The organism is Arthrobacter sp. ES3-54 (assembly GCF_029504395.1).
Classification (GTDB): Bacteria; Actinomycetota; Actinomycetes; order Actinomycetales; family Micrococcaceae; genus Arthrobacter.
Window position 1 is genome coordinate 567,355 of record NZ_JAQFIF010000001.1, and the last position, 22,795, is coordinate 590,149.

General features: G+C 61.3%; 15 protein-coding genes. 9 read left to right on the forward strand and 6 right to left on the reverse strand.

Annotated features, from left to right (window positions below; translation table 11 throughout):
• The first annotated feature begins 2 nt into the window (after window positions 1-2).
• From M2428_RS02680 to M2428_RS02695, 4 genes are all read left to right on the forward strand, one after another.
• A complete protein-coding gene (locus tag M2428_RS02680; protein WP_277523398.1) occupies window positions 3-1,082 on the forward strand; it encodes a GT-D fold domain-containing glycosyltransferase in 1,080 nt (359 codons plus the stop codon).
• A 423-nt stretch (window positions 1,083-1,505) separates the two neighbouring features.
• Window positions 1,506-2,792, forward strand: coding sequence for an endonuclease/exonuclease/phosphatase family protein (locus tag M2428_RS02685; RefSeq protein ID WP_277523400.1), 1,287 nt, complete (start codon window positions 1,506-1,508; stop codon window positions 2,790-2,792).
• A gap of 431 nt (window positions 2,793-3,223) precedes the next feature.
• Window positions 3,224-4,633: a glycosyltransferase family 2 protein gene (locus M2428_RS02690; protein WP_277523402.1), complete on the forward strand. Its 1,410-nt coding sequence runs from the start codon at window positions 3,224-3,226 to the stop codon at window positions 4,631-4,633.
• A 217-nt stretch (window positions 4,634-4,850) separates the two neighbouring features.
• Window positions 4,851-6,104, forward strand: coding sequence for an endonuclease/exonuclease/phosphatase family protein (locus M2428_RS02695; protein WP_277523597.1), 1,254 nt, complete (start codon window positions 4,851-4,853; stop codon window positions 6,102-6,104).
• A 246-nt stretch (window positions 6,105-6,350) separates the two neighbouring features.
• On the opposite strand, the gene M2428_RS02700 is transcribed toward M2428_RS02695, so the two are convergent.
• The 6 genes from M2428_RS02700 to M2428_RS02725 all read right to left on the reverse strand — a co-directional run bounded on the left by M2428_RS02700 (window position 6,351) and on the right by M2428_RS02725 (window position 15,218).
• A complete protein-coding gene (locus M2428_RS02700; RefSeq protein WP_277523403.1) occupies window positions 6,351-9,959 on the reverse strand; it encodes a CDP-glycerol:glycerophosphate glycerophosphotransferase in 3,609 nt (1,202 codons plus the stop codon).
• A gap of 263 nt (window positions 9,960-10,222) precedes the next feature.
• The gene (locus M2428_RS02705; protein ID WP_346780704.1) at window positions 10,223-12,028 is read right to left on the reverse strand and encodes a TIGR03767 family metallophosphoesterase; all 1,806 of its coding nucleotides are present in this window, start codon (window positions 12,026-12,028) and stop codon (window positions 10,223-10,225) included.
• A gap of 85 nt (window positions 12,029-12,113) precedes the next feature.
• Entirely contained in the window at window positions 12,114-12,812 is a 699-nt protein-coding gene (locus tag M2428_RS02710) for a phosphocholine cytidylyltransferase family protein (protein ID WP_277523405.1), read from the reverse strand.
• Window positions 12,813-13,038: 226 nt separating this feature from the next.
• Window positions 13,039-14,184: a UDP-N-acetylglucosamine 2-epimerase (non-hydrolyzing) gene (wecB, locus tag M2428_RS02715; protein WP_277523407.1), complete on the reverse strand. Its 1,146-nt coding sequence runs from the start codon at window positions 14,182-14,184 to the stop codon at window positions 13,039-13,041.
• A 53-nt stretch (window positions 14,185-14,237) separates the two neighbouring features.
• Window positions 14,238-14,561 (reverse strand): hypothetical protein, encoded by a 324-nt coding sequence (locus M2428_RS02720; RefSeq protein WP_277523409.1) that lies wholly within the window; start codon window positions 14,559-14,561, stop codon window positions 14,238-14,240.
• 75 nt (window positions 14,562-14,636) lie between these two features.
• Complete coding sequence (locus M2428_RS02725; protein WP_277523410.1) at window positions 14,637-15,218, reverse strand: YdcF family protein; 582 nt, start codon at window positions 15,216-15,218, stop codon at window positions 14,637-14,639.
• Window positions 15,219-15,499: 281 nt separating this feature from the next.
• Here M2428_RS02725 and M2428_RS02730 point away from each other — a divergent pair, with 281 nt between their 5' ends.
• From M2428_RS02730 to thiL, 5 genes are all read left to right on the forward strand, one after another.
• Entirely contained in the window at window positions 15,500-17,350 is a 1,851-nt protein-coding gene (locus tag M2428_RS02730) for a glycosyltransferase (RefSeq protein WP_277523412.1), read from the forward strand.
• 14 nt (window positions 17,351-17,364) lie between these two features.
• Window positions 17,365-18,618 carry a UDP-N-acetyl-D-mannosamine dehydrogenase gene (gene wecC, locus M2428_RS02735; protein ID WP_277523414.1) on the forward strand — a complete coding sequence of 418 codons (1,254 nt, stop codon included), beginning with the start codon at window positions 17,365-17,367 and terminating at the stop codon, window positions 18,616-18,618.
• 20 nt (window positions 18,619-18,638) lie between these two features.
• Window positions 18,639-19,499 carry a hypothetical protein gene (locus tag M2428_RS02740; RefSeq protein ID WP_277523415.1) on the forward strand — a complete coding sequence of 287 codons (861 nt, stop codon included), beginning with the start codon at window positions 18,639-18,641 and terminating at the stop codon, window positions 19,497-19,499.
• On the forward strand, window positions 19,486-21,660 hold the full coding sequence (locus M2428_RS02745) for a glycosyl transferase (protein ID WP_277523417.1): 2,175 nt from the start codon (window positions 19,486-19,488) through the stop codon (window positions 21,658-21,660). Before M2428_RS02740 ends, M2428_RS02745 begins: the two co-directional genes overlap by 14 nt.
• Before the next feature lie 86 nt (window positions 21,661-21,746).
• Window positions 21,747-22,790 carry a thiamine-phosphate kinase gene (thiL, locus tag M2428_RS02750; protein WP_277523601.1) on the forward strand — a complete coding sequence of 348 codons (1,044 nt, stop codon included), beginning with the start codon at window positions 21,747-21,749 and terminating at the stop codon, window positions 22,788-22,790.
• Window positions 22,791-22,795: the final 5 nt, after the last annotated feature.

The following is a 22,795-nucleotide window of genomic DNA, read 5'->3' on the forward strand; positions in this document are numbered from 1 at the left end:
CTGTGGACGCGGACATGTTGCAGGTCTTGAAGGATCTGTTGTCAGAAGCGCGCGAGGCGCGCACGAGCCACGACATCGAACAAATGGAGCTCTCGCGGAAGCTGCTGTGGGAGGCTCGTGAGGCCCGTATAAGCCAAGGGCGCCAGCAGCTTGAGCTTTCTCGGAAATTGTTGTGGGAGGCTCGTGAGGCCCGCTTGAAACAGGGCCAGGAGCAGCTCGATCTTTCCCAGAAACTGTTGTGGGAGGCTCGTGAGACCCGCGTAAACCAGGGCCGGGAGCAGATTGAGCTTTCTCGGAAACTCCTATGGGAAGCCCAGATGGCGAGGAAGACAAACGACGCCATCCGGATCGCGCTGACCGCTCCGGTCCTGGATCGCGTGAGCGTGTTCGCCGAGTCCCGGCAGCTCGGGTTCTTGGAGACAGTCTGGCGTCTCCGTGACAGTGGCGAGAGCTTTGCGCGGTTCGGTGATGGCGAATTGAAGACTATGCTGCGACCCGACTACAAACTGGCTTTCCAGCCGAACTCTGCTGCCTTGAGTGCCGCACTTCGGTCCGCGCTAGAGCCGACGGAGGGTCTACTGACAGGATTCCCCAACGTCTACCGTGACACACACTGGTCGGGCGTGTGGGCCGATGTATGGGGGCAGCTTGAACCCCTTGTCACGCCATTCGAGGTCATGGGCAACAGCCACGTAACCCGGCCCATCTTCTTCGAAACGACGGGCATGGAAGGTGTTAATGCCTGGCGTTCTGTGTGGGAAGGCAGGTCCGTTACCGTCGTCACCGGTGAAGGCTCGCGGTTTGATCTAATTCCGGAACTGTTCAGCAACTTGGCCGGTTCAAAGTTCTTGTACACGCGGCCAATTGATGCCTTCAGCGATCTTCAGCGCCTCTTGGCTGAGATTGCGCTGGACAGCTCGGACATAGTCCTTATCGCACTCGGCCCGGCAGGTACCGTGCTCTCGTCCAAGCTGGCTAAGGCCGGAAGGCGAGCTATTGATATCGGTCACATCAGCGACAGCTACGAGAACGTATTCCGCAGCGGCGAATGGCCCGAGGCGAAAGCCCTTACGTCTGCTTAAGGCTTGATTTTCCCCGTCTCGGTGACGGTAATGCCTGTCGAGCGACTCGTCCTACGGTACCAACCCGCGCATTCAATGGCAGTGCATCGTCGTCGGTCAGACCAAGCGCCATAACGCAGTTTTTGCCAAGGATTCCGACGATGGGCCGCTTGCTGGTTGCGGGTGCATCGACAATCTGGTTTCCTCAGTCCGGGGTCAATGATGGGATCTCTGTCGTTCGGCAAACCGGTTGCTCTGGATCAGGGTCGAAATATCGGGTGCCAGAGGGCACACAATCGTAGTCGGAAACAGGGGTAAGCAAGCTGTGAGCAGGACCGATCAACTCATGTGCCGAAGGTCAGTACCAGCGAAAGGTTGCTCATGCTGAGAGTGTTGGCCCTTCGTCCCCCGCGTTTCGTCGCCATCTTGGTGGCATGCATCCTCATGATGACGACAGTAGGTGCGCAACCAAGTTCGGCGGCCATGGCGTACCCAGCGCCCGCGGGTCTCAAGTCGTCGTTCCAGAGTCCGACAACCGTGACCCTTTCATGGACAGCTGTCGCAGGTGCAACGAACTACCGCCTGCAACGTGCCGGCAACTCTGCCATGACGGGTGCCACTTACTCTTCCTTCACGGGGACCAGTGCGGACGTCAGGGGGCTTCAGCCCGGCACGACATACTATTTTCAGGTTCGAGTCATAAACTCAGCGGGGACAGGGGTAAGCGACTACTCAGCCACGTTGGCGGTGAAAACCAAACCGAAACCCGTGTTACCCGCGATCAGCAATCCACTCCGCGTCGCCACGTACAACGTCTCCTGCGATTACTGCTATGCCCGTCAGGCCAATGAATTGCCTTGGAGCGGCAGGCGGGACGCAGTCGTGAAGACTGTATCGTCGCAAAGACCCGATGTCCTGGGAGTGCAGGAAGCTTCCTCCGGGCGGCTGCAGGGTGACACATCAGTGGCGGGACTTACACAGTTTGAAGACCTCACGAATCGCCTCGTCGCGTCCGGTGTTGCCTATAAGTTGAGTAACGCGAAGAGGAACAACTGCGTCAATGACACGACCCCATATCAGTGCGTCTACCAGTACAAGGGCGCTTCGGACGGAACAAAGATTCTTTACAACAGCGCCAAGGTAGACCTCGTTAGCCAGGGGTCACTGAAACTCGCCTCGCAGACCGGGGCAAGCGATCGGTACCTTGCCTGGGCCGTTCTTCGTCAGAAATCAACGAATAAGTCGTTCTTTTTCGGCAATGCGCATCTAATTGATCACATGTCCGACCCTTCCTACTTTAATCTGAGGCAGAAGCAAGCGCAGCAGATTGTTTCGACAATTGCGGCGAAAAATACCGCAAGATTGCCGGTGTTGATCGTAGGCGACCTTAACTCCAATAAATGGACTTCGCCAGCTAATGCACCTTATGACATTCTCACGGCTGCCGGTTACATCGACCCGCTCGGCAACACGTACAAGAATGATTTGCCCAGCAGCAAGGCGACGGCCGAGAAGACGATCAGGGCAAATTTCGAGAGTTTCAACGGTTTTTCCCGTAAAGCGCCGGCTAGAAATACTTATGGGAACGGCACATACATGGATTACATCTTCACGTCATCGATGCGGACTGCAGTGTGGGAGAACGTCGTAAATATTGATTCCAATGGGAACTACGTGGGCACCATACCTTCAGACCACAACATGATCCGTGCCGACGTTCAGTTGCCGTAGCCACGGGATGACTGGCACATTCCACGAATGACCGCAGTGGGTCAGCTTCTGCGTAGTTAACGCTCGGTCGATACTGGCGCTTGGCGGCTGTCCGCAGGCAGTGCCTCGAGGAAACCGAAGCGGCCGCCTGCAAGGGTTCGAGGGCGGGATCGGAGATGGCCTGGCCACCGGAAACGAGCAGCTCCACACCGCCATGCGGGACCACTACCAGGAGCCCGATGCTGCCGTTAGGCCTACTGTGCCGACGGATTGTTTAGGCGGGCAATGTGTCATGGCCCCTTAGATTCGTAGCTACGTGGGGCCCCCGGGTAGAATCCTATTTTGTGGTGAAGGGGTCAAAACCGATTGAGCCGCTGCCGCAGTGCTTGCGCGTACAGGGATAGGCAGTGCGCCGGCCATCAAAGTTTCCCTTGCTAAGGAGCACCAAGATCATGCCGCAAGGCCCCCACTCCGATGCCATACCCTCCGAAGACGTGCCCGCGGTTTCGGTTGTTGTGCCGGTCTTCAATGCCATGCCGTACCTCCGAGAACTGCTCGACTCGCTTTCGGCGCAGGATCTGGATGCAGATGCGTTTGAAGTATTCCTGGTTGATGACGGGTCCACGGACGGCGGCTCGGCGTACATGGATGAGTTCGCCTCGCGCCACGCCAACGTGACCGTGGTGCACCAGGGGAACCATGGCTGGCCGGGTCAGCCTCGTAACGTGGGTATCGCTAGCACATCAGGGACGTACTTATTCTTCGCCGACGCCGACGACGTACTTGCTCCGCACGCGCTGAGGGAGTTGGTTGCCTTTGCCGACGCTCACGGTTCAGACGTCGTCATTCCGTCAATGGCAGGAACCCACGGCCGCATTGTACCTCCTTGGCTTTACATCAAGACTGACATTGACGTTGCCTTGCCTAAGGCCTTCAAGACTCTTGCCCCGCAAAAGCTCTACCGGCGCTCATTGCTGGCCGACAACGACATCCGCTTTCCTGAAGAGAAAGTCCGCCTCGAGGACGGAATCTTCAACGCGGCGGCCTACCTCGCCGCGAAACGAATCTCGGTCTTGGGCGGCGAAACTCTCTACTTCCTGCGGAACCGAGACGACGGACAGAACATCAGCTCGGGCGGGTTTGATCCCGTGGGGTATACCGGCTCGGTGGCAAGCATCTGCGACGTTGTCGTTGCTGCCAATCTTGACCCTGACGTCACGGCGGACGTTCTCGCAGGGCTCTACCGCAGGAAATGCCTCAAAATTTACACCCCCGGCCGGTTTGAGCGCTACTCCTCCAAACGACGGGAGGAATGGCTGAGGGCTCACCGGGACTTCATCGACCGGTTCATTCCCGAAAGTGTTGAGAACCGGCTGCCCGAGCCTTACCGGAGCCGCTCTGCACTGGTTCGGCGACAAGACGCCGAGTCGCTACTGGACCTCGGCCGCAACGAGGGCGATCCGCGCCTGAAGGCTGCTTTCTGGGGCGGACAACCCTCGGGCGACGGGGACCTGGAACTTTTCTTCGAAGCCTCTGTGGTAGGCAGATTTGAAATGCCGGAACTCGTGTGCGAACTGCGACACAGGGACGGAAACGGACTGATGGCCGTCCCCGTCGAGCGCGACCGGCGAATTCCGACCGTTTATTCCAAGGCTGGTCTTTTTCGAGGACTATTGACTTCCGAGGCCCTGAATGCACTGCGAGCCGGCACCCATGACTTCTTCCTGGCCTCATATATTGATAGAAAATACATCACGGCCCGGGTTAGGCGCCTCGAGTCCAGCGGACTACCTGACATGGACCGCAACGTGCATTTGTACGGCACAGGGCATGGGAATCTTAGTCTCGCCGTAGCAAATTAGTATTCAACTTCGGCGTGTCGCTGGGCGTGGGTTAGTGAATGCGGTGCTTTAATGCGAGACTTTGACCGTCTCTAAGCCCACAAGCCTTATTCAGCGTCTCGCGAGGTTACTCTTGGCCATATTGCCTGCCCAGTCCAAATTTCGTTCCGCCCGGCGTTGGCGTATTTTGCCAGTGGCGCTGTTGGTCCTACTTCTCGCTATGCCGCTGTCGGCTGCTATGGCCACGACGTATGCCGTTCCGACCGGACTTAAGTCGTCTGTCCAGGGCACCACATCCCTCACCTATAAGTGGAACGCCGTTGCTGGAGCTCCCAAATACCGGATTCAGATTTCGCCTAACGCTGACATGTCCAGCGCAACGTTTTTCAGGTTCTCTTCCACGACGGGAGAAATCAGGAACTTGAAGCCGAACACCAAGTACTACGCGAAAGTACGTGTCATCACTTTGGACGGGGTAAACCTCAGTCCGTATTCTGCGGCTGTCGCGGCCAAGACGCTCGCCGCAACCACTCTGCCCCCCATATCGAACCCACTCTCGGTGGCGAGCTATAACGTCAAATGCGACAACTGCTTTGACGGATTGGCGAATGAACTGTCCTGGGCTGGTCGCCGGGATGCAGTAGTGTCCAGCATCGTGTCCAAACGGCCGGACGTCGTCGGGGTTCAGGAGGCCTCCCAGGGCTGGCTGAAGAACGAGACACGTGCCGGCGGGCTGACCCAGTTCGAGGACCTCCAGGAGAGGCTGTACAAGCGGGGAGTCAACTACCAGTTGGCCAACGCCAAACGCAATAACTGCGTCAATGACGTCACGCCGACCAACTGCGTTTTCGCGGATAAAGGGGCCTCGCAGGGAACCAAGATTGTCTACAACAAGGGCACTCTGGAACTCATGAGACAGGGCTCGGTTGCGCTTCCGAAGATTAGCTCGACGGACAACACTCGGTACCTCGCTTGGGCAGTCCTGCGCCAACGGTCAACCGGGAAGTCCTTTTTCTTTGGCGACACGCAGCTGGACTCAAGCAAAGCCAGTGCCTACTACCTGCTGAGGCAGTCACAGACTTCGGCCATAGTCTCAGCGATCGCGCGCCTCAACACAGCAAAACTGCCCGTGCTCATGGTGGGTGATTTCAATTCCCACAAGTGGACGGAACCATCAAATGCTCCGTACGACAAGATGATTGCAGCCGGATATGTTGACCCGCTGGGCAACACATACAAAAACGACGCGCCGTCATCAGCGGCGACCGCTGAACAGCGGGTTCGAGCCAACTACGACAGCTTCAACGGGTTCGAGCGCAAAGCCAGGGCGCGCAACACGACAGGGAACGGAACGTACCTCGACTACATCTTTACCTCCAAGATGAGGGTGGGGAAGTGGGAGACCGTCATTAACATGGATTCTTCCGGTAACTTCATCGGAACAATTCCGTCCGACCACAATATGGTCAACGCCGTCGTCCAATTGCCTTAGGAACCGTCTGTTGATCGCGGGCACTCGTCGCAACCCCGGGTTGCGATGAGTGCCCGTGTTTCGTTTGCGGAGGCAGCCAGACGATACCGCGGACGGCGACAGTGCTAATCAAGAATCACTCGCGGGCACTACGATTTCGGATTCAGGTTTCCTTCGAGCACCCGGTGCCACGCGGCACTCATAGCTCAAGCGCTCGACCCAGTTCCAACAAGATTCTGATCGGGTCATCCCAAGCGGCTTATACGTTCATCCGGTCGGGCCCTGGCTGGGAGGCACACCCAGCTCTGCCCTGTCCGGCCACAGCGTATCGAAGACGCGGGCCGTCGCGTGCCCGTCACAGTGCGGAGCGAACATCTTGACGAAGGCCTCATATTTGCGGGCATACAGGCCAGCTACGTCCGAGATGTTCTTGATTGATTCAATGACTTCCTCCGTGGTGCTGTGGAGGGGGCCTGGCGCCTTTTCTTCAAGATCGAAGTAGAAGCCCCGGGTTGAGTCCCGGTATTGCTTGATGTCCGGGGTCAGGAAGATGATCGGCTTGCCCGTCACACAGAAATCGAACATGACGGATGAATAATCGTTCACCAGGATGTCTGCGGCCGTGTAGAGGTCGTTGACTTCCGGGTACTCGGTCACATCGATGACGAACTTGTTTGCCGCCGTCTGCCTCTGGCTTGCGATGTTGTGGTGTCCGCGCAGAAGCAGCACGTAATCGCTGCCGAGCTGCATCTGGGCCTTTTCGAAATCGAGGTAGGTGACCATCTCGTACTGCCGTGAGGCGTTCTTTGCATCGTCGCGCCAGGTGGGGGCGTAAAGGATCGCAGTCTTGCCGTCGGGGATGCCGAGCTTGGTGCGGATGGCAGCACGGTTCTGCTCCATCCGCTCGGGGGTGAGGCTGTCGTTACGCGGATAGCCCTCGACCACAACCCTGCCCTCGAACCCGAAGCACTCTGCAAGGACCCCGGCGGCGTATTCGTTCTGCGCCAGGAGGGCATCCCAGTACTCCGCCTCCCGCCACATGAGGTTCCAGTATGAAAGGGAGAAGCTCGTCCGGGCGACGTCGTTGCCTAGCTTCTTTAGCGGAGTGCCGTGCCAGGTCTGGATATAGACCTGACCCTCACGCTTGCGGAAGTAGAACGGGAAGTTGTTGTTGTTGATCAGGATCCGAGACTCGGTCAAGAGGCGGTACCACAACCGAGAACCGATCAGAACCGGTTCGGTTCCGCCCGGCACAGGCACCGAGTAGTCCGCGACCGCCCAGTACATGGGCCACTTGCTTCCCCTGCGCTGGAATTCTTCCAGGAGGCGGCGCGGGCTGTCTGTGGCGCGGCGCCCACCGAAGCACATGAACAGAACGGCGTCCTGAAGTTCAGCGCTTCCGGCCAGCGTTACCGGAGTGCGCAGCGTCTGTTGGGCGAATCTGCCGAGTTCATCAGCGGCGTAGGGCGGGCGAAGGTGGATGGTTAGCGCGCCGTTCCTTGACGTGCGGCTTACTCCGATTTCGAGCCGGTCCGCTTCCATTCTCGCGGGCATCTGTTTCTGAAACCCGGACGACGCCGGAATCCAGTACCCGAGGTGGTCGGCGACCCCCGGCGGGACGTGACGCACGCTGTAGGCCCCGGTTTCCGGCATTACCTCGTCACCGCCCCAAGGCCGCTGAGGCAACAGGAATTCGGCAGTGAAGACGTTGCTTCCCTCATTGGTCCGGACGGCCAAGACAACGTCAGTCGCAGGGATGACGGCCTTCCCACTGGCGAGGACAATGCGGGGGACCGGGGTCATCGGCAGGTCTGCAGTGCACTCGATTCGAAGGGTGCGTTTGTCGGGTGAAACGTCGACTTTGGACGCAAAAACGCGGCGCTTCCGCTCCTCGACAGCGATAAACCCGTAACCTGTCAGGCTCAGCCTGAGGCTTCGGGTATCGTCGGACTGCGCCAGGAGCTCGTGGGAGCCCCCCTGCCACGCCACTGGCTGCGGCGCTTTAAGGCCGTTGTCCAGACGCAGCTGCCACTCGTACTCCACTGTTGCTCCGGCTGACGTTGCGAGCGCCGGGATGTTGATGGTGTAGGCGGCCCGGTTCCCGGCCACTTCCTGGCAGGTAGCGGTCTTCCGGATGCCAAACTTTCGGCTCTCGATGGAAACCCTGGCGGCCACAGGGGCCGCATGGGCTTCGACGGTGAGCTTCAGGGTTCGCCCCGCCAGTTCCATCGATGTTGCCACATACCGTGGTGTGACCGGAATCAAAGTCAGGCCGGTGGTTGACGCGCGCATCTCCACGGCCATCCTTGTGGTGCCCTGCATGGGCCCCACGGGCAGCTGACCGGTTGAACCGTTGAGGTCACGGCGCGTCAATGGCGCTGCGAGTGTGTGACCGCCGGCACTGACAGTCAGGAGAACGTGCCAGCTGGCGGGCTCTGCAGCCCCGTTCTCTTCAAGCACCACGGCCGGGTCAATGGTGGCACTGAAACCCGCGTCAGCGTAGGACGTCCAGTTGTCATTGGACTCCCAATCGATGGACTTGTCCGTGTGGCGCACCACTGCCAGGGGAACAGCCCGACCGCTGGTGAGGTTGACGAGGGACGCCTGGATGGCGAGGTTGCCACCGCTTGGATCCACTGAGGAGATGTACGCGTGACCGCCGATTACTAGCTTGCCATCGTCCTGCCAGTCGAAACGGGTCATCTTGCTGACCAGGCGCAGGTCAATATCGCGGCAGGACAGGAGCCCGGGTTCGTAGCCTGAAAGTTCGTCCAGATACAGGGGCCGTGCGAGGATCCCGGAAGCCGTCACCACCGTCGGAAAGCTGGACGCGTAGTCGCTCCGGTGGTTACAGATACGGACAACGTCCTCGCGCTTGTCCGCGATGACGGCGGAGAGGATGAGCCGGTTGTGGATCCGGATGAGATCCCAGTCCAGCTCCTGACCTTCGCTAAGGCGCAGCACGGTGGCATGCAGCAAATCCCAGTACTCGAGGCTGGTGCGGGGCACCACCTCGTAATAACGGAATAGCCCGTTTCCCAGTTCTTCGGAAAGCAAACTCCGATAGTCTTCGGGCGCCGACACCGCGCGGACTACAGCGGCCAAGGACTCGAGACGGTGCAGGCGGTCTTCGAGGTATCCCGGCTGGCAGATCAGCTCGCGGGACGGTGGCCGGATAGCGGAGTCCAAGGATGTATTGACGACCTTGCGGTTCAGAACGTCGAATGACTTGGCGCGCGTGTACAGGGTGGCAACGGCCTCGTACTGCCAGTGTTCGCGATCCACTGCGACGTCGGCGGTTGCCGAAATCCAGAAATCACGCCTGAATAGCTTGTTGGCAAGGGCGCCATCAACCAGGATCTCCGGGACGTCCGCAAAACTGGCCCCGGGCCGGGGTTTAGCGTGGATTTTCTGCTGCCGTGGCGACGTGGAGCTGATTTTGCCCTTCACGATTCCGGTCATACCGACGACGAAAGACGAGCCGGTCTCGCGCAGCGAGCGGAGCATGGTGTCCAAGCTATGTTTTTCAACCACATCCCCCGCCATGAGGAACATCAGGTATGGGGCCCGCGAAGAGGCCACGGCGCGGTCCCGGGCTTCTTCCTCGCCGACGCCGGAAAGTGCGAGGTACTTCACCCGGCGGTCACGCTTCACGAATGGCTGTACTGCTCCCTTGCCCACGCTGGCCGATGACGTATCAATGACGATCATTTCCAGCGCGGGTTTCTGGCCAACTAGGCTTCTCAGCGTCTTATCTGGATCGGACGCGTAATCTGTCACCAGGACGACGACGGAGAGCTGTGGTAGCTGAAAGATGCCGAGTGGGGATGCGTTGAGCGCACGTTGAACCTTGGCCAGGTTGGCCGGATGGGCCAACTTCCGGATCTGCTGTTGATGCTGCGGAGGCAACGCCCGCCATGCGCGCCGCAGATTCCTCTTAGCAGCGGCTTTCAACGAAGCTATGGCTTGGCTCTCCCTGCGACCTGGCATTCTTGGATTCGCTTCTTTCGTCTGTTTCCAACCGGTGGTTGTTGCGTCATTGGGTAAAAGTAGATGGGTGCAGCCTCCGCGTTGCTCGCTGAACCATCTGTCAATAATGGCACGGGGTTCCCGGCAGACCCATCCCAGAGGGCTCAAGCCTAGAAGGGCTTCTTGAGGATCAAGTCGACATTCTGGTCCTTGATGCCGCCGCTCATCTCAGCGCGATCCAGTCCTGGACGGTTCATGGCGAGTTCGAGGCTCAATGCCGCAAGGGACTGGGCAGTTTGCTCGCCCTCGTGCCGCACGCTCTCCGGCGTCGAATGGTCCACCAAAGTGGCCGCAATTGACAGCGTTCCGTCGCCGTTGTCCATGAGCTCGACAATTCTCGATTGCTGCGGGTAGTCAATGAGGGAGGCCGTGGTAATTTCCCAGAATCCGCCATATTCATATTTGGCTTTGTGCGGGGTCACTTTGTGCTTGTGCCTGTGGCCGTTCATCCACGCGACCACGTTGGGGAAGCGGGACAGCAACTCCAGGAGTGCAGATCGATTCAACGCCGGCCGACCGCCGTCGGACGATTGCTCCTCTTTGTCAAAGGTGGACAGTGGATGGTGGCTGAACAACACTATGAGGCGGTCCTGAGCCGTGGATGCGGTGAGCTTGCCCTTGGAATCGTAGGATTTCGCGGACGCGCCCTTGAGTTGTTCCTCAAGCCAGTCGGCCTGGGCCGCATCCAGGACGGCCACGGTGCTGCCATCCGGGCTCGCTGTGTTCAGCATGATGCCGACTACCCCGGGAGATACGTCGAAGGTGTAGTAGGGCTTCGCCTCGGAGTCCGGGCCGGAACCAAACTGAACCCTGGATTCACCGGCCGGCAAGGCGTCCATGAACTCTGCCTTGGAGAACGGGCGGCGTAGTTTCGAGGCATTCACGGTTCGGGAAGGCATTGATTTGATAAGCCTGCGGCGTTCGCCGGTATTGGAACCATTGACATCCTTCCAGAAGTCAGTGGTGTCCATGCCTTTCGGGAGCCGAATCGGAAGCCGGTCACCGATTCGAAGAGTGTCAACGAACTGCGCCTTGGGGGAAACCGGGTCCGAAGGGGACCGACCGGCTTCATCGTGATTTCCCACGCCGATGTACCACGGGAAAGCTGAACCCTGCGCGTTCACCGGCTTGATGGCCGCCGTGAGAAATCCGGGAACGGTGGGATAACCGTGCAGCGCCTTCCAATCATCCGGGGAGATCAGCGTATTTTCCGGCTCGGGATGCCAAATGCTCTTCGACAGCTCGCGAGGAGCCGGGCCGTGGTCCTGGACGCCGCGATAGGCAGCGGTGGGATGTGAGGTCACGGATCCCCCCTGGAAAACACCGGCTGCGGCCGACAGTTCGCTGAGGGCAAAGGTGTTGGTGAGATCGCCCGTGGTCACTAGGCAGTCAATAGCGCGTTGGCCAATGGGGCCAATGCGGACCGCGTTGAACTTCCGGACCGTCGCGTCCAGAACGTGGACCGTCAAGAGGTCCTGGGGCCTGAATCTCCCGGACGAAGGGTATCCGTCCGAGAAGTCAAAGTATTGCCACAGAAAGGACAGCCTGCCGGGATTGGCTGCGTCGAGAACGTGTGCGTCCGTCAGATGTCCGAATGTTGCCAGCCCGATGCGCTGGCGGCTAACAGCGCGGCCCCGGGTGCAGAGGTCCTCACGGACCAGCGTCTCAAGGGCCGGTCCGCGCGCCAGCCTCTGGTAGGGCAGGCGAGGCGCGGCCCGGGATCCTAAGATGACGGTGGCTTCCAGTGTTGACAGCGGTGCTGCCGGCTCCGGAATTGCCTGTGCGTTCCCCGAGGATTTGGATGAGGATTCCGATGTTGATCCGGAAGCCCCCAGCACAGTGACGCCTACCGCACCAGCCAGAGACCACCGGAGGGCTCTTCGCCGGGATACAGGCGTGTTGTTCGGCTGTCGCACTTGCTGATGTAACCCTTGCTGTTGCGATCGGCTTGCGGTGGCGTCAGTCGCCTGAGCCGCCAAACTTCGGACTGCTGAGCTGCCCTTAGAGGCTGGCGTTGGCCCGGACGAGGTCGTCCGGGAAGTCAACCTCCACGGCGTAGAACTCGCTGATGTCCACAGGGGTCCACTTGACGTCGTCCTGCTTGATGGTCAGTTCGATCGCGCGCTCAAAGTAGTCCTGGTCGTCGACTTCGATGAGTCGCTTGAGGAACTTCTTCTTGTCCTTGGAGCTGACGTAGTTGATGCCGACAGCCTCGCCCTGGGCAACATCGGCGGGGACAGTCTTGGACAGCTCCAGGATGTTGCCGTCGGCGTCGGTGGTGTACTTGACTTCCTCGTCGGAAACCGAGGACACATCAACGGTGATGAAGGATTCATCGCGCTTGATGTAGGGCGCCAGCATCTGAAGAATGTCGGGGTCGAACACGACGTCGCCGTTCATCCAGAGGACGCCACCCTTGGCCGAATTCCGGATCGCCTTCAGGAGGCTCTTGGAGGTGTTGGTCTGGTCAAAGTTCTCGTTGTACACAAACGACGCGTCCGGGACGTGTTCGAGGATCATTTCGAGCTTGAAACCAACAGCAATGGTGAGGCGGAGCCCCTTGCCGAATGCTTTCCGCAGGTTGTGGACCTGCTGGTGCATGATGGTGCGGCCGTCACTGAGCTCTGTCATGGGCTTCGGGTGCGGACGTGCCAGCCGCGTTCCCATTCCGGCGGCAAGAATTACGGCCTGGACTTTCATGTGTTTTTCCTCTTCTACGAGCGATCCTGGTGGCGGGAGCGGCGAGCCATTGCATCGCTAGAGATCGCCCCAGAACCGTTTACACGGACCAGAGGGCGCCTCCCCCGCGTCCAAGCATAAGGGCTGAGCATCGGTGGCACCGAATGATGCGCGCAATCCTACGTTAATGCTGTGTTAACTTCCCGGATGACGTCCCGTTGCCGTGGGCGCAATATTGCGCGGGCGCTTACCCGCCGGTGAAGTCGCTAATCCGGGACCCCACGCCCACGAGTTCCTCGATGGCTGCCACGGTCCGCGCGGCCGCCTTGCCGTCCCCGTAGGGGTTGACGGCGTTTGCCATCGCGGCAAAATGTCCGGGGTTGTGGAGCAGGCGGGTCACCTCGGTGACGATCCGTTCTTCGTCCGTACCGATCAGCTTCACGGTGCCGGCTTCAAGGGCTTCGGGGCGTTCGGTGTTTTCCCGCATCACGAGGACCGGCTTGCCGAGGCTTGGGGCTTCCTCCTGCACTCCGCCCGAGTCCGTCAACACCACATGGGCGACGGACAGTAGCCGGGTGAATTCGCCGTAGGCCAGCGGTTCCGTGACCAGGACGTTGGCCTTGCCCTCCAGCGCGGGAAGCACTGCCTCGCGCACCACGGGATTCTTGTGGGCGGGCAGGACGATCACGAGGTCCGGCTCGGCGTCGGCGATCCGGGCCAGCGCCCGTCCCACGCCGCGCATGGATTCGCCCTGGTTCTCACGACGGTGCGTGGTAACCAGCAGGATCCGGCGACCGCTGGCGGCGAGTTCTTCCAGCCTGGGGTCCGTGAAGGGGAGCTGCTTGTCCACTGTGGCGAGCAGGGCGTCGATCACCGTGTTTCCGGTCACCACGATGTCCTGAGGGCTGATGCCTTCCCTCAGCAGGTTTTCCCTGCTGGTGGAGGTGGGTGCCAGGTGCAGGCGGGTGATCTGGCTGGTGATCTTGCGGTTGGCTTCCTCCGGAAACGGGGAGAGCAGATCGCCGCTGCGCAGGCCGGCCTCGACGTGCACCACTGGGATGCCGTGATAGAACGCCGCGATGGCGGCAGCCGTGGACGTGGTGGTGTCGCCCTGGACAACGACGGCGTCTGGCCGCGACTGGGCGAAGAGCGTCTCTAGGCCGTCGATGGTGCGCGTCATGATGGCGGACAGCGACTGGCGCTGCTGCAGGATGTTGAGGTCATGGTCCGGAACGATGCCGAACAGTTCGTTGACCTGGTCCAGCATCTCGCGGTGTTGGCCCGTGACCGTCACGATGCAGCGGAAGTGCGGAGACTCCTGCAGGGCACTGACGATCGGCGCCATCTTGATGGCTTCCGGCCTGGTTCCGAAGATCGGCATGATGCTGTGCATGGACTATCCCCCAGAAAGGTTGGTTGTGGTGTGTAAAGGCTAGCGGGGCCGGTTCAGCCCAGCAGCAACAAGGCGATCACGAGAGCCGGGACGCTGACCGCGACGAAGACGACGGCAAGCAGTGCCGCCATGCGCTTGCGGCGGTAGGCGACTTCCGCGTCGTCGAGGTCCAGGTTTGCGGCCCGCTTGGCCGGCGCTGACCGTTCGCTTTCCTGCTGCTGTGTGGTCGGTTCACGCGATGCGCGGACCGCGGACAGCGGATGCGGCGCGGCATCTGGGACCAGAAGCGTATCTGGAATGTCCTCGTGCAGGCGGCGCCGGCGCAAGTGTCGCGGGGCCGCGACTAGCGGGGGAGCGCCGTCGGCAGGGTTCTCCAACGTATCGTCCTCCTCGGCTCAATGAATGGTCAATCAGGCAGACGGCTTCAACCTGACGAGGTTCAATTCTTACATTTATGCGCCATGATTGGCGCATTCCGGCCGCAAGGAAGCGTCGATCAGTCCTCCGGTTTCGATGACGAAGCGCCGGATCCATTGGCCCAAGTCCAGGCCTGGATGCGAGGCAACCATCTGGACTTCCGCCGTCGTGCACTGTCCTATGAGACGGCCGGCGCGGGTGACGTGGTAGCTCGAGGTCACCACGGTGACGGACTTCCAGCCGTTGGCCTCGATCAGGCGGGAGATTGCCCGCGCCTCTCCGCGGGTGTCCAGGTCCGGGGGCCGGAAGCAGATGACATCCGCATTGGGGAAGGCGGCTGAATTGCATGCCTCATCCGCCTCACGGTTGCCAAAAGTGTCCGTGTGCGAGATCACCAAAACCGGGATGTGAAATTCGGCCTGGACCTGGCGGGCCACTGGCAGGCGTTCGGAGGCCGCGCCGCCCAGCATGATGATGGCGTCCGTCCGGTGCACGCTGAGCGGATCCACGTTGATGAACAGTTGAACGGCAATGATCAGCCACAGCAGGACGCCCCCGGCGGCGAAGGCAAGCACCCTGCGGGTGGCGGTGTTGACCGCGGGGACAGAAAGAGGCACGGCTGAGAGTCTTTCACGCGGTGGCGAGAGGGAGAAATGGTGGAGGATCCCTGCGGAAAAACTTGCGCAACAGGTGAGTAGCCCGGTGTTGTTTGGCCTTCGTTCACCTTGGACCGCCATTCCCTTTACCTGAGCCTCCTAGCTTCGATGAAGGTAGGGGGCCCAGGGTCTTTTTGGCCCTGTGACGGATTTCCTTTGGCACCTTGGCCGGAGGGGCGCATCGCTGAGGAGAACCGAGTAGTGCCTGCAGACGGAATGAATTGCCGTAGGAGCCCGGACTGATGGGCATCCTCAACGACACGCGAAAGGCTCTGCGGCATTTTCGCTCTGCTGTACGGCCGCGGGCCAAGGGTTCAGCGGGCGAATGGTCCGGGCGGGGCGGAGACCGCCAGCTGCAGTTCAGGCCGTACGACACTTCCGGACAGGGGCCGCGGCGCGCAGACCTGAACGTGGGCGTGATTCTTGATGATTTCTCCCGCACGGCTTTGCGGTTCGAGTGGAATTTAGTCGAACTGCGCCGGGAAGAGTGGCGTGATCAACTTGGCCAGACTCGGATCGATTTCTTGTTCGTGGAATCTGCATGGAACGGAAATTCCGGATCCTGGCAATATCAGCTCACCGGTTCTTCGGGTCCAGGCACCGAGCTGGTCCGGCTCGTGGCCTGGTGCCGTTCCCAGGGAATTCCGACTGTCTTCTGGAATAAGGAAGATCCGCCCCATTACGATGATTTTCTGCCCGCAGCCAAGCTGTTTGACCACGTCTTCACGAGTGATTCTGACCGCGTTCCCAACTACGTGAGGGATTTGGGCCACGACCGCATAGGCACTCTTCCGTTTGCAGCCCAGCCGGCTATTCACAACCCTGTCCGGTCGGGCCTCGGATGGCACTCGCGCGGCGTGGCTTTCGCGGGGATGTACTTTGCCCACAAGTTCCCCCAACGCCGCGCGCAGATGGACATGCTCCTGGGCGCGGCCATTGCTGAAGCTGGATCGGGCGGCGCCGAGCTGGAAATCTTCTCCCGCCAGCTGGGAGGCGACAAGAACTATCAGTTCCCTGAGCCGTTTGACCAACATGTTGTCGGGTCATTGAGCTACGCGCAGATGCTGACCGCCTACCGGGCGTACAAGGCCTTCTTGAATGTAAATTCCGTGACCGATTCGCCCAGCATGTGCGCCCGGCGGATATTTGAGATCACCGCCTCGGGAACACCGGTCGTCTCGACGCCAAGCGCGGCGATATCGCGCTTCTTCGACGAAGGTGAGGTGCTGGTTGCCGAGGCCAAGCCTGAGGCGGAGAGGATTCTGCGGAGGCTGACATCCGACGACGAATTCAATGAGAGGGCGGTCCACAAGGCCCAGCGCCGGATTTGGGGTGAGCATACCTACGCGCACCGCGCAGAATCCATCGTTCAAGCGGTCGCGCCCGAACGATGCCGGCCCGTCGGCCTGCCGTCAGCCAGTGCATTGGTGAGCACAACAAGCCCGCAACAGCTCAGGCAAATATTTCAGACCGTCGGCGGCCAGGACGGCGTCGATTTGGAGCTCGTCCTGCTGACTCGCGGCTTTACAGCCGCCGAGGACCTGCTCGCTGAGCTGGCCCACACCTATGGCGTGGCGAAATACAAAGTCCTTCCCGCCCCGGCCGCCCTGACCCTAGGGGAGTGCCTCAACCGGTGCATTGAAGCATCGACGGGGGTGGTGCTGACCAGGATGGACGGCGAGGACTACTACGCGCCCAACTATCTGGTTGATCTGCTGCATGCGCTCACTTATTCCGGGGCGGATGTGGTGGGGAAGCAGTCCCACTACTCTCACTTGCGTGCCAGCCGGGCCACCGTGCTCCGTGCTGCCCACCAGGAGCACCGGTTTAGCGGGCAGGTGGCTGGACCCACCATCACAGCACCCAAGGCGGTCTTTGAGGCGCACCCGTTTGAGGCGCTGAGCCACGGCGAGGACACCGCCTTCCTTACGTCCGTCGCGGCGGCCGAGGGCTCCATTTACTCGGCCGACAGGTTCAACTACTGCCAGATGCGCCCCGGCGACGGGAATGGCCCGGGCGTGCCGGACGACGGACCCGCAGGGGCCGGCGAGATTCAAATTTTCGAAAATCCACGTGAATTCATCACGCTTTGATAGGGGTCAACAGATTGACTAGCTTCCAGACCATCGCCGTCATTGGACTTGGGTACATCGGGCTGCCTACAGCCGCGATCCTGGCGACCAACGGCCTTGACGTGATCGGCGTCGACGTCAATCAGCGGACCGTCGACGCCGTGAACGATGGGCGAGTCCCATTTGTTGAACCGGACCTCGGGATTCACGTCGCTGGAGCCGTCAGCCAGGGTCGGCTCAAGGCAACCACCCAGACGCCCGCCGCAGATGCGTACATTGTGGCCGTGCCAACGCCGTTCACGGCTGACAAGAGCGCCGACCTGAGCTATATCGAGGCGGCCGCGCGCGGGATCGCGCCGGTACTACAGGGCGGCGAACTGATCATCCTGGAATCAACGTCACCCCCGGGGGCAACCCGCCACCTGGGCGAGTACATCGTCTCGCTCCGGCCGGACTTGTCGCTGGACGGCGGCGAAGGCAGGCCTGCAATTCTCCTGGCCCACTGCCCCGAACGGGTATTGCCCGGCAAAGTCATGATCGAGCTTGTGACCAACGACAGAATAGTTGGAGGGGTCACCCGCCGGGCCGCCGATCTTGCTAAAGACCTCTACTCGGTGTTTTGCCAGGGCGAAATACTGGTCACCGATGACGTAACCGCGGAAATGGCCAAACTGGTCGAAAACTCCTACCGCGACGTCAATATTGCGTTCGCCAATGAACTGTCGGTCATCAGTGCAAAGTTGGGCATCAACGTCTGGGAACTGATCCGGCTGGCAAATCACCACCCCCGCGTCGACATCCTGCAACCGGGCCCTGGCGTCGGTGGGCACTGCATCGCGGTTGATCCCTGGTTCATCGTCGCTGCGGCACCTGCCGAGTCGCGTTTGATCAGGACAGCCCGGACCGTCAACGACGATAAGCCCCGCTGGGTCCTGGACCAGGTGCATGCTGCATTCGCCAAGCTGCCCAAGAACGCCGAGGTTGCCCTCCTTGGGCTCGCCTTCAAGGCAAATATTGACGACCTGCGTGAGTCGCCTGCCATTGAAATTGCCCATGCCGTCGCCGAATCGATGACAGGCATCCGGATCAACGTGGCCGAGCCGCACATCGACAGCCTGCCCGGAAGCCTGCAGCGTCAGGACAACGTCCGGCTGGTGCCCCTGGAGGAAGCCGTGAGCCGTTCCTCGCTGGTGGTGGTGCTGGTTGACCATGACGCCGTTCGCGCGCTGCCCCCCGAAGTCCTGGCCGGCAAGCTCCTGGTCGATACCCGAGGGGTCTTCAGCTCATGATCCTTCGAATCCAACAGAGAATGCGCTCAGCCTTCAAGAGCCGGGGCGTCGTTGCGACGGCCCTCTGCGGGATGGTGGCCGCACTCGGTGGATCCCTGTACTTTGTGCTCGGGCATCCGGCGTTCGCGGTTCTGTCCCTCGCATTGTTCACGCTCATGGCGGTGCTGGCCATTTCGCAGCTGGTCAGCCTGCGGTGGCTCCAGGAAACTGAAGCCAGGAAGGCCCGCTCGCGCTTCCGCGAGCTGCGCGACATGGTGACCGGGCTTTCTCTGGACCACCAGGTGCCGAAAACGGCAGCCGCCGCGGCGGCGAAGAAAGAACTGGCTCCGCCCGTGGCTCCAGCGTCCGGCCGGGCGGTTGGCCGGCTCGCGGCCGCCGTCATGGATGACGAGGACCGTCAAGCCAAAATTCTCGGCTACCTCGGAGCGCCTCCAACGGCGCCGTGGGGCGGACGGATTGTCTACGCGATCGCGGGCCAGGACCTTCAGCAGTACCTGGGCGACGCGCATGCGCTTGAAACCCTGCGTCCGAGCACCATAGCGGCCCAGGTTGCCAACGGGCGCGGTTCCGCTCTGATTCTCGATGACAGCGCCTTCACCGCCGGGATCTGGTTCGGCGCCGATTCCGCGGCGGGGACCTTGCTTGCAAATGAAATCCTCCGGGCGCTCGCTGAGTGCCGCTCCCAAGGGATGCCGGCCTACTTCGTGAGGACACGGCGGGAGGCCGACACCTACACCACGGAGTTCGAAGCTGCAGCGGATGTTGTGTTTTCGGATCGTTCCTCCATGGAGCAGTGGACCGAAGACTACAAATTCGGCCTGCTCACTTCGCTCGAAACATTCGCCACAATGAAAAAGGGAGCGCTCATTGGATCGCACTGACGAAACGACGTCCGCGCGGACGGTCCTCCTCTACGGGGACGTCGACCTCAATATCATCGACGGATCCTCCGTGTGGCTTGTTTCCATGGCTGAAGCGTTGTCACGGACGGGCTCCAAGGTCTGCGTCCTGCTCAAGACTGAGGTCACGAAGACCCGGCTGCTTGAGCGGATAGCGGAGCTGCCCGGAGTAGAAATCGCCCAGCCGGGCGACATGGTGGGCATGGAGACGCTGCAGCCACGCGTTGCAGCCCAGCGCATGGCCCAACTTGACGCGGAAAGGCCGTTCGACGTCGTGATCGCCCGTGGCACCCAGGTAGCGGCGCACGTCGCGAACTCCAAAGTGCTTGGTCCCAAGTCGTGGCTCTACATCACGGACATCGCTCATCCCAGTTCCCGGCTTTCCGAAACTGACCTTGCGATGCTCAGGCGGACCGTCGGACAATGCCGGCGCTTCTTCGTGCAGACGGAGGCCGCACGTTCCTATGTAGAAGCGACGATTCCCGAAGCTGCAGGCAAAACGCTTGTCCTGACGCCGATGGTGCCCGATGAATACTTTGACCTGCGGGGGAATTCCCCGGCCGCCGGTAGGAAACTGAGTGCCGTCTACTCGGGCAAGTTCGCCAGGAAGTGGCGCACGCTCGAGATGTGCTCCCTCCCCGCTGCGGCCGCGGAGCAAAAGCTTGCCCTGGCGGTGACGATGATCGGGGACAAATTCCAGCATGATCAGCAAGACCCGTTGTGGTCGGCCTCCATGGAGGAGGCGGTGGGCTCGCCCGGCATCGACTGGTTGGGCGGGGTGTCCCGTGATGCGGCCGCAAAGGAGGTCAGCAGGCACGACGTCGGCCTGAGCTGGCGTGACCGGAGCATGGACGCAAGCCTCGAGATCTCCACCAAGGTCCTCGAGTACGCTGCCCTCGGGGTGCCTCCGATGGTGAACCGCAACGCCCAGCATCTTGAGCTTTTCGGTGCCGACTATCCGCTGTATGTCGATGACGATTCGACCGAAGGCGTGGTCAGCACCCTCCTGAACGCCAGGGACAACCTGGCCGAGCTGAAGAAGACGGTCAGCAACCGCGTAAGGCACTACTCGATTTCGTCAGCGGCTGCCCGGCTGAACGCCTATTTCGAGCGGTCCGAGGCAGACTACGTCCGCAGTCCGCGCAGCAAGCAGAAGACAAGGGTCCTGATTGCCGGCCACGATCTCAAGTTTGCCGGCGAGCTCGTTTCCGTCCTCGAAATGCGGGATGACATCGACCTTGCCTTCGACCACTGGAAGTCACTGCACCACCACGATGTCCATGAGTCCGAACGGCTCAGGGACTGGGCCGACGTCATCATCTGCGAATGGTGCGGCCCCAACGCCGTCTGGTACTCCAATAACAAGCGCCGCAGGCAGAAGCTCATTGTGCGTCTCCACATGTTCGAGCTCAACGGCCCCTGGATGAAGGATGTGGCCGCTGACAACATCGACTCGCTGATCTGCGTCTCAAGCCTCTACGTGGATCGCACCCGCGCAAGTACCGCCTGGACCGACACCGCCTTCCGGGTCATCCCTAACGCCGTTGACCTTGTGGACCTCCGCCGATCCAAGGAACCGGATCATCGCTTCCGACTGGGGCTGGTGGGCATCGTCCCGATGCGCAAGCGCCTGGACCGGGCCCTTGACCTGCTGGAGGAACTACTGCAAGAGGACCCCCGGTACACCCTGCACGTGCGCGGAAGAATGCCGTGGGAATACCCCTACGAGTGGAAGAAGCCGTTCCAGCGGGAGGCGTACCTGGAAATCTTTGACCGGATCGGACGGTCCCCGGCGCTCCGGGATGCCGTGGTCTTCGAACCGTTCGGCCCGGACATGGCGTCCTGGTTGCGAAAGATTGGCTATGTGTTGTCGCCCAGTTCGGATGAGAGCTTCCACCTCGCCCCGGCTGAGGGAATGGCGTCAGGGGCGGTGCCGCTGTTCTGGCAAAGGCCGGGAGTGGACGACATATTCAGCAATCGCTGGACCCGCGAGACCACTTCCCAGATCCGGGCATTTGTCTCGGCTCTCAACAGTTCCCCGCACGCGTATGCCGAAGAGTCCAGGGCCGCTGCCGAATACGTTCAACGCTTCGATATGCGGTTCACGGGCGAACAATGGCTGGAGGAAATATTTGGCAGCTGAAGTCACGGCCCGGCTCTGTCAGCCCCTCGCGGTAGCGTAGGGCTGTGCCTGAATCTCCTGTGCCTGAATCTCCTGTGCCCGAACACCTGCCGACGGACGCCACATTGACCGTTGCCGGGCTGTCGGAGTCCCAGCTGCTGGGGCGCATCTTCCCGCGGCTCACCGTCCCGGAGCCGACTGGCGGCCCGGAAGCGGCGACGTACTTGCTGCTGGGGCCGGGGGACGACGCCGCCATTGTCGCCGCGCCGGACGGCCGGTCTGTGCTGAGCATCGACACGCAGGTGGCCGACCAGGACTTCCGGCTCCAGTGGAACAACGGCTACCGGACCACCGGGTACGACGTCGGCTGGAAGGCCGCGGCGCAAAACCTCAGCGACATCAATGCCATGGGCGCCCGGGCCACGTCCCTTGTGGTGAGCCTGACGATGCCGCCGGAGACCCTTGTCCGTTGGGTGGAAGATTTCGCGGACGGACTCGTGGCCGGGATCAGGGGGCTGGGGGCACGGGCCTGCGCGGTGGCCGGCGGTGACCTCGGCCGGGGCCGCGAGCTGGCAGTCAGTGTGGCCATCCTGGGGACCCTTGACGGCAAGGAGCCCGTGCTGCGTTCCGGAGCCCGGCCCGGGGATACCGTGGCGCTGGCGGGAACAGTGGGCCGGGCCGCCGCCGGGCTGGCGCTGCTGGAGTCGGACGTCCGTGTGGGGGACCTGACCGCCGAGCAGCGCTCCCTCATGGACACCCAGTGCCGGCCGCAGCCGCCGCTCGCGGCCGGACCCTTGGCGCGTGAGGCCGGCGCCACGGCCATGATGGACATTTCGGACGGCCTGGTCCGGGACGGAAACCGCATGGCGGCCGCCAGCCATGGCGTGCTGAACCTGGACGCCGCCGCCCTGAAGGAGCTGGCCGCTGCGCTGCTGCCGGCGTCGGAGCTGTTGGGAGCAGACCCGATGTCCTGGGTCCTCGGCGGCGGCGAGGACCACGGACTGCTGGCCACTTTTCCCGCGGGGGCTCAGCTCCCTCCCGGGTTCACTGCGATAGGCTCGGTAGAGGCCCCTGCACCAACCGAGAGCACGGGAGTAACGATCGCGGGCAGGCCCGCTGACGCTGTGGGATGGGATCACTTTGCAGACTAAGATTG

Coding starts and splice junctions, on each gene's coding strand:
- M2428_RS02685 (WP_277523400.1), top strand. CDS start 1,506: ATGATGACGACAGTAGGTGCGCAACCAAGTTCGGCGGCCATGGCGTAC.
- M2428_RS02690 (WP_277523402.1), top strand. CDS start 3,224: ATGCCGCAAGGCCCCCACTCCGATGCCATACCCTCCGAAGACGTGCCC.
- M2428_RS02695 (WP_277523597.1), top strand. CDS start 4,851: ATGGCCACGACGTATGCCGTTCCGACCGGACTTAAGTCGTCTGTCCAG.
- M2428_RS02710 (WP_277523405.1), bottom strand. CDS start 12,812: ATGAAAGTCCAGGCCGTAATTCTTGCCGCCGGAATGGGAACGCGGCTG.
- wecB (WP_277523407.1), bottom strand. CDS start 14,184: ATGCACAGCATCATGCCGATCTTCGGAACCAGGCCGGAAGCCATCAAG.
- M2428_RS02730 (WP_277523412.1), top strand. CDS start 15,500: ATGGGCATCCTCAACGACACGCGAAAGGCTCTGCGGCATTTTCGCTCT.
- M2428_RS02740 (WP_277523415.1), top strand. CDS start 18,639: ATGCGCTCAGCCTTCAAGAGCCGGGGCGTCGTTGCGACGGCCCTCTGC.